A 12365-nucleotide genomic window follows, 5' to 3' on the forward strand; every position below is an offset into this window, starting at 1 on the left:
AGGTCGACCATGCGCCTGCGCACACTCCTCTCCGCATTGCTTCTGTTGTCCGCGAATGGCCTGCCGGCCCTCGCTGATGGCGAGTTCGACGAGATCATTACCGCGGCCGACCGCGTGCGCATGGAGAACTATGAGGCGACGCGCGCGCAAGCGATCGAAGAAGCCAAGGCCGGCGCTTTAGCGGGCGACCTCGCCGTCCTCGATGCCGTCATAGGCAAGGAACCGCAATCCTGGTCTGATTTCGATATGACCGGCAAGTGGGAGTGCCGCACCATCAAGGCCGGCGGCCCCGTTCCGCTCGTGGTTTATGATTGGTTCAAATGCAAGGTGACCGATGACGGCTCGGGATGGATGCTGGAGAAGATGACCGGCTCCCAGCGCACCAAAGGCCGCTTCTACAGCGACGGCGACAAGCGGCTCGACTATCTCGGGTCGTCCTTTGTCGCCGGTGAGAACCCTGCGCCTTATGGCAGCGGCCCAGAGAGCGACCAGTTCGGTTTTGCCTTCCGCACGGGCGCAAAGGAATTCCGCATCGAATTCCCTGCCCCGCACTATGAATCGAAGTTCGATATTCTCGAGTTCCGGCGGTAGTGCTGCCTGTTCCGATCCAAGAATGGTCACGAGCTGAAGGTCGGCGAGGCATGAGGCCGCTGACATTTCGGATAAGGCCGTGCATTGCAGCGATTGCCGCTATCATTGTTTTGTCGTCGGCGCGGCGGATCTGGCAGCACATGCCGTGCGCGGCTGGATGATTTAGGTCATCGCGCCACTGCAATCAGATCGCTCCGCCCGGTCGACGCCCTTCATTTTCCTTTTTGCGACATACTTGCGCGTCGCTTTTGATGGTACCCGCGTCGCCTCCCAACAAGCGGCTTTCCGGCCGTTCCGGCAATGCTCCAATGGTCAACGAGGCGCTTGGGCACATGGCCGATCTCATTATCGTCTACTGGCGCGATATTCCCGCGCAGGTCATCGTCCGGAAGGGCCGGCAGAACGCCAAGCGCGAGCTGCCGCTGCGCTTCACCGAGGCGATCGACATGTGCGCAATGCGCACCGGCGCCGGCGAGACCGACGCGTATCTCGCCGAATGGCGCAAGGCGGATCCCGTGCCGGTCGGCGATGAACTCGAAGCCGAAGCCGAGAAGGCATTGCAGGATATTGACTCGCGTTACCCGAAGGAGCGGCTCGTCGCTCTCGTGAAGGCAGGCGGCAAGGAAAATGGCTGAGCATCAGGCGGTGACCCAGGCGACCTTGGTCAGAAAGGCAGCGCCGAAGAGCGACTACAAGCCGGCGGATGTCTCGCCCCAGCGCCGCGTTCAGCGCCGCTACACGGTGCGCCTATGGTCGGTGCGCCATTCCCGCTTCCTCGAATGGGTTTACGGTCGCTTCGCCGACATGTTCCTGCTGCTCCACCCACTCTGGAGAAGCATCGGCTATGCGCGTGTGGAAGGGCCGGTGAAGTTTGTCGAGAAGCGGGTCAAGGGCTTCATGTTCGACTGCCGTATGTGCGGCCAGTGCGTCCTTTCCTCGACCGGCATGTCCTGCCCAATGAACTGCCCGAAGCAGCTCCGCAACGGCCCGTGCGGCGGCGTGCGCGCCAACGGCAATTGCGAGGTCGAGCCCGACATGCCTTGCGTGTGGGTGAAGGCCTGGGAAGGCTCGCGCAACATGGTCAAGGGCGATGCGATCCTTAACGTGCAGAAGCCGGTCGACCAATCTTTGAGGGAGACCTCTGCATGGCTGCGGGTGACCGCGCTCGCCGCCGCCGAACGAGAGAAGGCCAAGACCGGAGAGCCGGCATGAACGAGATACGGCCACGCCAGCGCGACGAGAACCCGGCCGGCATTCACTTGCCGCTCGAACCGCTACCCGGCCATTCCTCGCGCGGCCGATTGGAGCGCGTGCTGCGCCGCGGCGAGTTCGCAGTGACGGCCGAGCTCAACCCTCCGGACAGCGCCAATCCCGAGGACGTCTACGACCGCGCCCGCGTCTTCGACGGCTGGGTCGACGGCATCAACGCGGTCGACGCGTCCGGCGCCAACTGCCACATGTCGTCGGTCGGCATCTGTGCGTTGCTGACGCGCATGGGCTATGCCCCGATCATGCAGATTGCGTGCCGCGACAAGAACCGCATCGCGATACAGGGCGACGTGCTGGGCGCCGCGGCAATGGGGGTGGCCAACATCCTGTGCCTCACCGGAGACGGTGTACAGGCCGGCGACCAGCCGGGCGCCAAGCCGGTCTTCGATCTCGATTCCAGTTCGCTGCTCGAGACAATCCGCGTCATGCGCGATAACGGGAAGTTCCTCTCGGGCCGCAAGCTCACCACGCCGCCGGAGGTTTTCCTGGGCGCGGCGATCAACCCTTTCGCACCGCCATTCGATTTCCGGCCGGTCCACCTCGGAAAGAAGATCGCGGCGGGCGCGCAGTTCGTGCAAAGCCAGTATTGCTTCGACGTGCCGATGTTTCGCACCTTCATGCAGCGGGCCCGCGACCTGGGCCTTACCGACAAGGTGTTCATCCTGTGTGGCGTCGGCCCCCTCGCTTCGGCCAGGACCGCGCGCTGGATGCGCACCAACGTGCCGGGCGTGCACATTCCCGATGCCGTCATCAAGCGGCTGGAAGGCGCTGAAGATCAGAAGAAGGAAGGCAAGAAGCTCTGCATCGACATTATCAACGAAGTAAAGGAGATCTCCGGTGTCTCGGGCATCCATGTGATGGCCTATCGCCAGGAGGAATATGTCGCCGAGATCGTCGATGAATCGGGCGTGCTCAAGGGCCGACAGCCTTGGAAGCGCGAGGCAAGGCGGGACGACCAGCTGGTAGCGGACCGGCTCGAGCATCTACTGCACGACGATATCACTGAAGCCCAGAGCGAGATGGTGAAGACGGCGCATTGAACGCGCTTTCCAAGCCGGTTGAAACAACAGAGATAACGATATAAAGAAATCTTTATATCCTACGGAGAACGGAATGACCCGCACGATCGTCGCTTCGGCGACCAGGGAAATCGTCATTGGCTTCGATCAGCCCTTCTGCGTGATCGGTGAACGCATCAATCCGACCGGCCGCAAGAAGCTGGCCGCCGAGATGATCGAAGGCAACTTCGAGACGGTCAAGAAGGACGCGCTGGAGCAGGCGGCAGCAGGCGCGACCATGCTCGACGTGAATGCAGGCGTGACAGCCGTCGACCCCAACGCAACGGAGCCCGGCCTGCTCGTGCAGACCCTCGAGATCGTGCAGGGGCTGGTCGACCTGCCGCTCTCGATCGATTCCTCCGTGACTGCGGCAATCGAGGCCGGCCTCAAAGTCGCCAAGGGCCGGCCGCTGGTGAATTCGGTCACCGGCGAGGAGGAGAAGCTCGAAGCGATCCTGCCGCTGGTCAAGAAGTATGACGTCCCCGTGGTCGCGATCTCCAATGACGAAACCGGCATCTCGATGGATCCGGATGTGCGCTTCGCCGTTGCCAAGAAGATCGTTGAACGCGCCATGGACCATGGCATCAAGCCGCATGACGTAGTCGTCGATCCGCTGGTGATGCCGATCGGTGCCCTGGGCGATGCCGGCAGGCAGGTCTTTGCGCTGCTGAGACGCCTGCGCGAAGAGCTGAAGGTCAACACCACTTGCGGCCTCTCGAATATTTCGTTCGGCCTGCCGCACCGCCATGGCATCAACGCGGCCTTTATTCCGATGGTGATCGGCGCCGGCATGACCAGCGCGATAATGAATCCCTGCCGCCCACAGGAGATGGAAGCCGTACGCGGCGCCAACGTCCTGGCCGGCACCGACAAGGACTGCATGACCTGGATCAGGACTTACAAGGATTATAAGCCCGCGGAGGGCGGCAATGCCGCCGCGGCGCCGGTCGCCGCCAACAATGGCGAGGCTTCTACCGCTGCCGCACCGGCCAATGGTCGCCGTCGCGGCGGACGGGAAGCCAGGCTGGCGGCGCGCGGATAGGCGATAAGGTTGTGAACGCTCCGCATGACATAAAGGACCCGCTTGTCCTCTTCATGCCCTCCGGCAAACGAGGGCGTTTTCCGATCGGCACGCCGGTGCTCGACGCAGCGCGCTCGCTCGGCGTCTATGTCGAGAGCGTGTGCGGCGGTCGCGCAACCTGCGGGCGCTGCCAGGTTTCCGTCCAGGAAGGCAATTTCGCCAAGCACAAGATCGTCTCTTCGCTCGACCACATCTCCGTCAAGGGTCCGAAGGAGGACCGCTACGAGCGGGTGCGCGGCCTGCCGGAAGGCCGCCGCCTCTCCTGCTCCGCGACCGTGCAGGGCGACCTCGTCATCGACGTCCCGCAGGATACCGTCATCAACGCCCAGGTTGTCCGCAAGGCCGCTACCGACCGTGTCATCGAGCGTAACCCGGCAGTGCAGCTTTGCTATGTTGAGGTCGAAGAACCCGACATGCACAAGCCGCTCGGCGACCTCGACCGGCTCAAGGCCGCTTTGGAGAAGGAGTGGGGCTGGAAGGATCTTCTGGTTGTCCCTCATCTTATCCCTCAGATCCAGAAGATTCTGCGCACCAGGCTGCCCGATCAGCCGGAAGTGAGTGAAGGCAAATGGGGCGTGACCGCCGTCGTGCATCGCGACACGGAATCGGCGCGCCCCTTCATCGTGGCACTGTATCCCGGCCTCAAGAACGAAGCCTACGGCATTGCCTGCGACATCGGCTCCACCACGATCGCAATGCATCTCGTGTCACTGCTGTCGGGCCGTATTGCGGCATCGTCGGGCGCGGCGAACCCGCAGATCCGGTTCGGCGAGGATCTGATGAGCCGCGTCTCCTACGTGATGATGAATCCGGATGGGCGCGAGGCCATGACCAAGGCCGTGCGCGAAGCCGTCAACGAATTGATCGGCAAGGTCTGCGCGGAAGGGAACGTCAACCGCGAGGACATTTTCGACAGCGTCTTCGTCTGCAACCCGATCATGCATCACCTCTTCCTCGGCATCGACCCGACGGAGCTCGGCCAGGCGCCCTTTGCGCTTGCCGTGTCAGGCGCGCTGCAGTTCTGGGCGCATGAGATCGGGATCGAAGTGAGCCGCGGCGCCCGGCTTTACATGCTGCCTTGCATCGCCGGCCATGTCGGCGCGGATGCCGCTGGCGCCACGCTTTCGGAAGGTCCCCACCGCCAGGACCGCATGATGCTTCTGGTCGACGTCGGCACCAACGCGGAGATCGTGCTCGGCAACAAGGAGCGCGTCGTGGCCGCATCCTCGCCGACCGGCCCGGCGTTCGAGGGAGCCGAAATCTCCTCGGGCCAGCGAGCGGCGCCTGGCGCGATCGAGCGCGTCCGCATCGATCCGGTCACGCTCGAGCCGAAATACCGCGTGATCGGCGTCGATAAATGGTCCGATGAGCCCGGCTTCGAAGAGGCGGCCAAGTTGACCGGCGTTACCGGTATTTGCGGCTCGGCCATCATCGAGGTCGTGGCGGAGATGTATCTCAGCGGCATCATCTCCGAAGACGGTGTCGTCGACGGCTCGCTCGCGGAGCGCTCGCCGCGCATCGTTCAGAACGGCCGTACCTTCTCCTATCTGTTGCGCGACGGCGAACCGCGCATCACGGTGACGCAGAACGATGTGCGAGCGATCCAGCTCGCCAAGGCTGCGCTCTATGCCGGGGTGAAGCTGCTCATGGAGAAGCAGGGCATCGATCATGTCCACACGATCCGCTTCGCCGGCGCATTCGGCTCCTTCATCGATCCGAAATATGCGATGGTGCTGGGCCTCATCCCAGACTGCGACCTGTCGGAAGTGAAGGCAGTCGGCAACGCTGCGGGCACCGGCGCGCTGATGGCTCTGCTCAACCGTGATCACCGCCGCGAAATCGAGCAGACGGTAAGGAAGATCGAGAAGATCGAGACCGCGCTCGAGCCGCATTTCCAGCAGCTATTCGTCAACGCGATGGCATTGCCGAACAAGGTCGATCCCTTCCCGAAGCTCGCCGCAGCCGTGCCCCTGCCACCGCGCAAGGCCGATGACGCGGGCGCGACTCCTGGAGAGGCCAGCCCTCGCCGCCGCTCCCGTGAGGAACGCGCGGCAAGGCGCGCCAGAAGCTGAAGCGGGGCGAATTTCGGCCCGAACTTTGTTTGCATGCAAATGTTTCCTTCTGAAACATTTGCATGCCCTGCGCGTGATTGCACGGAAACAAACCTCACCTATTTCGAGCGCCTTCGCAGCATCCGCACGTCTCGGATGCCCGCAGCACTTATGGAGGCGCAGATGTCTTTCGTGCACGATTTGAAAAAATTCGCCATTACCAGACTTAAGGAGTATCGGCATCGGCGGACGCTGGTTCTGCTCGATGCGCTTCCGGACGAGCTGAAGAAGGACATCGGCTGGACCGGGCCGAACCGTCGGTACGAATAGCCAATTTACGCCAGTTTGACTTGGCGAGGGCGATACCCATTTGATGTGTTGAGGGGGCAGTGAGTTGAGGCGCGGGCCGCGCCGGAGATTCATGTGAATGCCGAGCCTGAAAAGTCATTTCATCGCCTTCATCGTCGGACACTGGCACAGAACCGCTTTCACCAGCGCCGAAGGTCTGCATGAATGGATCAACTGGGCGCGGCAGCGCGAAAGCGATTTGCCGCCCCTATCGTTTTCCGTCCGGTTTGATGTGTCGACCCGCGAAGTCGATGGCTTCCCGGTCCATGAGGTCCGTCCAAAGCAGGTCAGGAGCCGCCTGAGACTGCTCTATCTGCATGGCGGCGCCTATGTCTTCCAGATCAGCCGTTATCACTGGAGGCTCATCGGCGAGCTTGCCGAACGGCTCGGCGTCGCTGTAACCGTGCCGGTCTATCCTTTGGCGCCGGAGCATGACTTCCACGCCGTGTTCGGCATGACGATGCAGGTCTATCGCGGGCTGCTGAACGACATGCCGGCTTCCGACGTCGCCTTCGTCGGCGACTCGGCCGGCGGCAACATGGCGGTGGTGATGACGATGCTCGCGGCCGAAGAAGGCCTCCCCTCGCCCGCCGCGCATGTGCTGATCTCGCCGGGTCTCGACATGTCGCTCGCCAATCCGGAAATCTTCGAATTCGCAAAGTTCGATCCCTGGCTTGCTATTCCCGGCGGCCTGGAAGCGATCCGCCTCTATGCGCCCGGAATCGAGCGGACCGATTGGCGCATCAGTCCGCTATATGGCGACCTCTCTGTGGTGCCGAAAACGCTTCTGCTCACCGGCACGCGCGACATCTTGCATCCCGACTGCCTGGTTTACGTGACGAAGGCACGCGAGGCCGGCGTTGACGTTGAGCTGGTCGCCGAGCCAGGCATGATTCATGTCTGGCCCCTTATCGCCATGCCCGAGGCGCTTCGCGCCCGCGATCGAATTGTCACGTTCTTGCGTGAAGTCGACGGCAAGGGCAATGACGCCGTGCCCCGGCCTGCCGCCGAGTTTGCCGGTTCCTTCGTCGCTGCGCTCCGGAACGGCTCGCGGGTTCTGCTGGCTTCGCTTCCCTGGCCAATCTGACCGTCATTCCAGAGCTGCGTGCATTCAAACTGAACTGGCACGCCGCTCTATCGCTCTGTTTAAGCGTTGGATTCGACCGAAAACCGTTACGCACTTTTCGGTCGGCTGCTCTAGAACTTACCAGTCTCGCGGAACAGCTCGAACGCAGCGCGGATATGGTCGGCGACGGCCTTGACCGGCGCGGCAGCCTCGGGTGTAACCAGCATTGCAAGGCTGTAGGTACCCATTTCTGGCATGCCGTCCTTTTCGGTAAGCTCCACCAGATCGCTGGCGATGAAGGACTTCGGCATCGGCGCCACCGCGAGGTCGGCAGTGATCGCCGAGCGCTGGCCTGCCGTGTGGGCGCTCATATAAGCGACGCGGTAGTTGCGGCCCTGCTTGCCGAGCGCATCGAGAGCGCTGGCGCGCCAGGCGCAGCCCTCTTCCCAAAGCGAGATCGGCAGCGGATCACGCAGATGCGCTGAGCCGCCCTTGGCGCCGGCCCAGACGATCGGCTCGGTCAGCAGCACCTCGGCGCCGGCCATGCTCGCCTTGAACGAATTGGTGATGAGGGTGATATCGAGCGTACGCTCGTCGAGGCGGCGGCGCAGATTACCGCTATCGTCGATCACCACGTCGACCGCGATCGAGGGATGAGACTGCGCGAAGCGCTTGAGCACATGCGGCAGCACGCGCTCCCCATAATCATCCGGCGAGCCGAGACGCACCAGGCCGACGATATCCGGCACTATGAATTTCGAAACCGCTTCACGGTTCATCGCAAGCATGCGCCGCGCATAGCCGAGCAGTATCTCGCCGTCGGTCGTCAGCGAGACCGACCGGGCGTCGCGCGAGAAGACGGCGCGCCCGAGAATTTCCTCGAGCTTCTTGATTTGCATCGAAACTGCCGAGGGCGTTCGGAAAACGGCATTTGCAGCGGTCGTGAAGCTGCCGGTCTCGGCGATGGCCACGAATGTGCGCAGCACATCGAGCTCGAGCAGGGGCATGGGGTGATTGAGCGGGGCAGTCATCAGTCTCTCGCTTCAATTTCCTTGATCAAGACGATCATTTGATTTCGTTTGATTGAATGCCTTTTCTTCCCCATAGTCAAGTGCATCGAAGGCGGCACACCAGGGTCAGCATCAATTCAAGCCTGAATCGCGACCGCAGTCGAAAGCAAAAAAAGCCTGCAAATGAAGAGTTTAAGCGCCTGTCATAACCTGAGAAAGGAAAGTGCCATGTCGATACTGTCGACGATCAGCCGCCTCGCTCATGAATATAGCGAGGCCCGCGCCCGCTACCTGACGGAGCGGTCGATCAACGCCCTGCCAATCGAGCTTCAGAAGGATATTGGCTGGCCGGATGTGCATGAGAGCCGTCGCAGCCCGAACTTTTCCATCGGCTCATGGGCAGGCGGAAAGTAATGACGATGAAGCTGGATAGCGCCTGCCGGCTCTGCAAAGACCACTGACCGGCAGGCACCCGTCGATCCCAGACTGAGGGACCGGAGCTATGCAGGCGACGCATGACGCTCCTGAGCAAGACGCATAGCGGCGCCTCGCGAGAGTTAACTAACTCTAATTATTCGACAAATCGGATATCAGGTCGTAAATTTGACGGCTGGCATGTCGCTTTTCGAATGAACCCGTTCGCTTTTCGCGCTCAAAATAAAAGCAACACTGCATATATCCGCATCACCAACGGCCTGCCCCACTCCATCAAGCGAAGGCATCCCGTGTGGCTCGACTGCATGGAGATGTGTTATGAAATTTTTTTCGCGCCTTTTCGCGCCACGCCGCGAATCCAACCTGATCACTGCCCTTGAGCGTCAGCGCCTCGGCAAGACGATGCCCGGCCAGACCGGGGCGATCGCAGCCTCGCGCCTCGGCGGCATCGTGATGTGAGCTCAAAGTAGAAGCTGCCCGCCACTCCCCGGGTAGGAATTGAACCGCTGTCCGTATCAACCCCGGGCGGCGGTTTTTCTTTGCCTTGGCAACAGCAAGCATCCTTTCCGTCGAGCTCAGGTTCGGATCAGGCGGCGCACCCTAGGGTGCCTCTCAACCCACTCCTGTGACAAATGACTCGGGATTGTAACCGGTCCCGCGACACCGTCGCCATACTCCGGATACGCAGCCGCGTGAGCATCGCCAGGCCAGGATGCTGCCGATCTCGTGGCAGTGTCGTGAAGCATGGCGCCGGCTCGCCGCCTGGGACCGCGGTGCGGCGGGCCGGTCGCCAGCTTCTGGACAAATGGCGGCGACTGGGCCTCTTGCCCGATCAGCGCCAGCCCGCCGCTAGAAGATCGCGCTGGCGGCGGGCCTTTTCTGGGCTGCTCCGCTTTCCTTTAGTTGCTCGACACTGCACTGTCGCAGGGGCATTAGTCGGGTCCGACTGACGGCGCCGGCTTTCACCAACCGCGCCTTGACGGGTCCGTTCGCGTAGGGCCACGGTCCGCCTCCCGAATTTCGCTGCTGGTCCAATCGAACGTCCCGGACGGCTCTTGTGAGCCGCTCAGAGACCACTAATTAATGTGCTAATGATTAGCTACCTACTTATATGGAGGCTTAGGAAATGGCAGTTCGCCCGCGGGCACAGCGCTCCGAGATTCTCGAGGAGATGGCGAAAGTCAGCCGAAAAATTCGCACTGTGTTCGATGCCAGGGTGCGGGAAAAGGGGCTGACGCTCGCTCGCGCGCGCACCCTCCTCAGGATCGCTCGATGCGAAGCGGCCAACCAGAAAGAGCTGGCCGACGAGCTGGAAATCGAGACGGCGACGCTGGTGCGCTTGATCGACGGGCTGGAAGCACAGGGACTGATTGCTCGCCGCGAGGTCGAAGGCGACAGGCGTGCCAAGCAGGTGGTCCTTACGCGAGCAGGCGAAGCGCTCGCCGAACTCGTCGACGACATGGTCGCAGAGATCGGGCGCGAGGTGCTGAGCGGCATCGACGAGCGGGAAGTTGCGGCAGCGCTCACGATCATCCGCAAGATGGCGGGAAATCTCGAAGCAATTGCCCTGGAGCCGGCCGAGTAGCCGGAGGAAACCGCTGTGACTACCTCGGATTACATCCAACCTCCCGCACGACGGCCCGATCGCAGTTCAGGCCGCCCGGCGGGCGCGAACGACAATCGTCTGGGAGAAGCCGTCGAGGAGAGCCGGGCCGCTTCGGAGCCGGTTCGTGACACGCAGATCGCCGCGACCGATGAGGTCGCCCATGTGGAAAATGCCAGGCCGATCCGCCCCCAGCGCGGGCTCTTCCGCCGCCTGCTTGCTAATCCGGACGAGCCGCCGCCCTCGCTGCCGGCGCCCGCCCCCTATGTTCCCAAACACCCGCTGCTCGCGCTCTGCTACGCCCTGACCTCGGTGATGATAGCGATCACCTATGGGCTCGGCCTGAATTTCGTCAACGCCAATCTGCAGCAGGTCTCGGGTGAATTCTCGGCGACGACAAACGAGGCCGTGTGGCTGACAGCCGCATACATGGCCCCGAACGTCAGCCTTTCGCTGCTTCTCGTGAAGATCCGGGCGCAATACGGCCTGCGCCGCTTCGCCGAGATCGCCATTGTCGTCTTCATGGTCGTCAACGGCCTGCACCTTTTCGCGAACGAGCTTGGCACGGCGATCGTGGCGCGCTTTTTCGCCGGGATCGCCGCCGCGCCCATGTCGACGCTGAGCTTCCTCTACCTCCTCGAGTGCTTCCCGCCGCAGCACAAGATGACGGTCGGTATGCCGCTTGTGATGGTCAACACCACGATAGGGGCGCCGATCGCGCGTCTGATCTCGCCGGCTCTGCTCGACCTCGGGGGCTGGCAGCCGATCTATCTGCTCGAAGTCGGACTGGCCCTTGTCAGTTTCGCGCTCATCTACACCTTGCCGCTCACCTCACCGCCCAAGGTCAAGGTGCTCGGTTTCATGGACGTGGTCAGCTATCTTTTCCTCGCCCTGGGCTTCGGCGCGCTCGCCGTCGCATTGTCTGTGGGGCGCTATTACTGGTGGCTCGATGCACCATGGCTCGGCTGGGTGATCGCGCTTTCGGTCGCCTCTCTCGCCTGTGTTGCGGTCATAGAGCTCAACCGAAAATACCCTCTGCTCGACATCAAATGGCTGTTCTCGCCAGAGATCCTACATTTCGCTGGCGTGCTCATCCTGTTCCGGATGCTGCTTACCGAACAGTCGAGCGGTGTCAGCGGCTTCTTCCAGCAACTCGGGCTGCAGAACGATCAGCAGGTCACACTGAACGCCGTCATCCTGGCTGCCAGCATAGGCGGCGGCCTCATCTGCGCCGCGGTACTGAAACCTGGTCGTGAGGGCGCCATCCACGCCGTGTCGCTGGCGCTGCTCGCCGTCGGCGCCTTCATGGATTCGGAGCTGACTGTGCTCACCCGCCCCGAGCAGATGTATGTCAGCCAGACGTTGATTGCCGTTGCCAACTCGCTCTTCCTGGCCCCGGCCATGGCAATGGGTTTCGTCAACGCGCTCAAGAAGGGCATGAACTACATTCTGAGCTTCGTGTGCGTCTTCCTGTTCACCCAGAGCGTAGGTGGCCTGATCGGTTCGGCCCTGTTCGGCACCTTCGTCATCGTTCGCGAGAAATTCCATTCCGCCGCGATCGTCGAGCACCTGGCGTTGACGAACCCATTCGTCGCCGAGCGCGTGGCGCAACTGGGCGGAGCGTACTCCAAGGTACTTACGGACCCGGTTCTGCGCCAGGCCGAAGGCGTGGCGTTGCTTGCGCAGCAGGCGAGCCAGCAGGCCTATGCGCTGGCCTATGCGGACGCTTTCCGCTTCATCGCCCTGGCAGCGGCATTGTCGCTCTGCGTGCTGCTTCTCCATCTGGGCTGGAAACGCCTTGCAGGCATTTTCCACCCCGCGCCCCTCCCCGCTGTTCAATCCTGAATGTTCAC

At 62.3% G+C, this 12365-nt stretch carries 13 protein-coding genes; 12 read left to right on the forward strand and 1 reads right to left on the reverse strand.

Translation table 11 applies throughout. From position 1 onward, the window contains the following. Positions 1–9 precede the first annotated feature (9 nt). The 8 genes from SAZ10_RS01730 to SAZ10_RS01765 all read left to right on the forward strand — a co-directional run bounded on the left by SAZ10_RS01730 (position 10) and on the right by SAZ10_RS01765 (position 7485). Positions 10–591: a DUF4893 domain-containing protein gene (locus SAZ10_RS01730; RefSeq protein WP_318607431.1), complete on the forward strand. Its 582-nt coding sequence runs from the start codon at positions 10–12 to the stop codon at positions 589–591. Between the two features lie 332 nt (positions 592–923). Further along, positions 924–1226 carry a virulence factor gene (locus SAZ10_RS01735; protein ID WP_318607432.1) on the forward strand — a complete coding sequence of 101 codons (303 nt, stop codon included), beginning with the start codon at positions 924–926 and terminating at the stop codon, positions 1224–1226. After that, positions 1219–1803: a methylenetetrahydrofolate reductase C-terminal domain-containing protein gene (locus SAZ10_RS01740; protein ID WP_318607433.1), complete on the forward strand. Its 585-nt coding sequence runs from the start codon at positions 1219–1221 to the stop codon at positions 1801–1803. Before SAZ10_RS01735 ends, SAZ10_RS01740 begins: the two co-directional genes overlap by 8 nt. Continuing rightward, a complete protein-coding gene (locus SAZ10_RS01745) occupies positions 1800–2900 on the forward strand; it encodes a methylenetetrahydrofolate reductase (RefSeq protein ID WP_412535139.1) in 1101 nt (366 codons plus the stop codon). The genes SAZ10_RS01740 and SAZ10_RS01745 overlap by 4 nt, the downstream gene beginning before the upstream one ends. A gap of 73 nt (positions 2901–2973) precedes the next feature. Next, positions 2974–3960: a methyltetrahydrofolate cobalamin methyltransferase gene (locus SAZ10_RS01750; RefSeq protein WP_318607434.1), complete on the forward strand. Its 987-nt coding sequence runs from the start codon at positions 2974–2976 to the stop codon at positions 3958–3960. A gap of 53 nt (positions 3961–4013) precedes the next feature. Beyond that, positions 4014–6071: an ASKHA domain-containing protein gene (locus SAZ10_RS01755; RefSeq protein WP_318607771.1), complete on the forward strand. Its 2058-nt coding sequence runs from the start codon at positions 4014–4016 to the stop codon at positions 6069–6071. 162 nt (positions 6072–6233) lie between these two features. Then, positions 6234–6380 carry a hypothetical protein gene (locus tag SAZ10_RS01760; RefSeq protein ID WP_318607435.1) on the forward strand — a complete coding sequence of 49 codons (147 nt, stop codon included), beginning with the start codon at positions 6234–6236 and terminating at the stop codon, positions 6378–6380. Between the two features lie 97 nt (positions 6381–6477). After that, a complete protein-coding gene (locus SAZ10_RS01765; protein WP_318607436.1) occupies positions 6478–7485 on the forward strand; it encodes an alpha/beta hydrolase in 1008 nt (335 codons plus the stop codon). Between the two features lie 110 nt (positions 7486–7595). On the opposite strand, the gene SAZ10_RS01770 is transcribed toward SAZ10_RS01765, so the two are convergent. After that, the gene (locus SAZ10_RS01770; protein ID WP_318607437.1) at positions 7596–8495 is read right to left on the reverse strand and encodes a LysR substrate-binding domain-containing protein; all 900 of its coding nucleotides are present in this window, start codon (positions 8493–8495) and stop codon (positions 7596–7598) included. A gap of 207 nt (positions 8496–8702) precedes the next feature. Here SAZ10_RS01770 and SAZ10_RS01775 point away from each other — a divergent pair, with 207 nt between their 5' ends. The 4 genes from SAZ10_RS01775 (at position 8703) to SAZ10_RS01790 (ending at position 12357) form a co-directional block, all read left to right on the forward strand. Further along, entirely contained in the window at positions 8703–8888 is a 186-nt protein-coding gene (locus SAZ10_RS01775; RefSeq protein ID WP_318607438.1) for a hypothetical protein, read from the forward strand. Positions 8889–9227: 339 nt separating this feature from the next. After that, positions 9228–9368 (forward strand): hypothetical protein, encoded by a 141-nt coding sequence (locus tag SAZ10_RS01780; protein ID WP_318607439.1) that lies wholly within the window; start codon positions 9228–9230, stop codon positions 9366–9368. 667 nt (positions 9369–10035) lie between these two features. Further along, positions 10036–10494: a MarR family winged helix-turn-helix transcriptional regulator gene (locus tag SAZ10_RS01785; RefSeq protein WP_318607440.1), complete on the forward strand. Its 459-nt coding sequence runs from the start codon at positions 10036–10038 to the stop codon at positions 10492–10494. Between the two features lie 15 nt (positions 10495–10509). Further along, on the forward strand, positions 10510–12357 hold the full coding sequence (locus SAZ10_RS01790) for an MFS transporter (protein ID WP_318607441.1): 1848 nt from the start codon (positions 10510–10512) through the stop codon (positions 12355–12357). Positions 12358–12365 lie beyond the last annotated feature (8 nt).

It is taken from the genome of Mesorhizobium sp. BAC0120 (assembly GCF_033542235.1).
Lineage (GTDB): Bacteria > Pseudomonadota > Alphaproteobacteria > Rhizobiales > Rhizobiaceae > JAWRCU01.

Bases quoted from the DNA above. Each gene is read 5' to 3' on its own strand.
- SAZ10_RS01775 (WP_318607438.1), top strand. From the start codon at position 8,703: ATGTCGATACTGTCGACGATCAGCCGCCTCGCTCATGAATATAGCGAG.
- SAZ10_RS01750 (WP_318607434.1), top strand. From the start codon at position 2,974: ATGACCCGCACGATCGTCGCTTCGGCGACCAGGGAAATCGTCATTGGC.
- SAZ10_RS01735 (WP_318607432.1), top strand. From the start codon at position 924: ATGGCCGATCTCATTATCGTCTACTGGCGCGATATTCCCGCGCAGGTC.
- SAZ10_RS01745 (WP_412535139.1), top strand. From the start codon at position 1,800: ATGAACGAGATACGGCCACGCCAGCGCGACGAGAACCCGGCCGGCATT.
- SAZ10_RS01780 (WP_318607439.1), top strand. From the start codon at position 9,228: ATGAAATTTTTTTCGCGCCTTTTCGCGCCACGCCGCGAATCCAACCTG.
- SAZ10_RS01765 (WP_318607436.1), top strand. From the start codon at position 6,478: ATGCCGAGCCTGAAAAGTCATTTCATCGCCTTCATCGTCGGACACTGG.
- SAZ10_RS01740 (WP_318607433.1), top strand. From the start codon at position 1,219: ATGGCTGAGCATCAGGCGGTGACCCAGGCGACCTTGGTCAGAAAGGCA.
- SAZ10_RS01760 (WP_318607435.1), top strand. From the start codon at position 6,234: ATGTCTTTCGTGCACGATTTGAAAAAATTCGCCATTACCAGACTTAAG.
- SAZ10_RS01755 (WP_318607771.1), top strand. From the start codon at position 4,014: ATGCCCTCCGGCAAACGAGGGCGTTTTCCGATCGGCACGCCGGTGCTC.
- SAZ10_RS01730 (WP_318607431.1), top strand. From the start codon at position 10: ATGCGCCTGCGCACACTCCTCTCCGCATTGCTTCTGTTGTCCGCGAAT.
- SAZ10_RS01785 (WP_318607440.1), top strand. From the start codon at position 10,036: ATGGCAGTTCGCCCGCGGGCACAGCGCTCCGAGATTCTCGAGGAGATG.
- SAZ10_RS01770 (WP_318607437.1), bottom strand. From the start codon at position 8,495: ATGACTGCCCCGCTCAATCACCCCATGCCCCTGCTCGAGCTCGATGTG.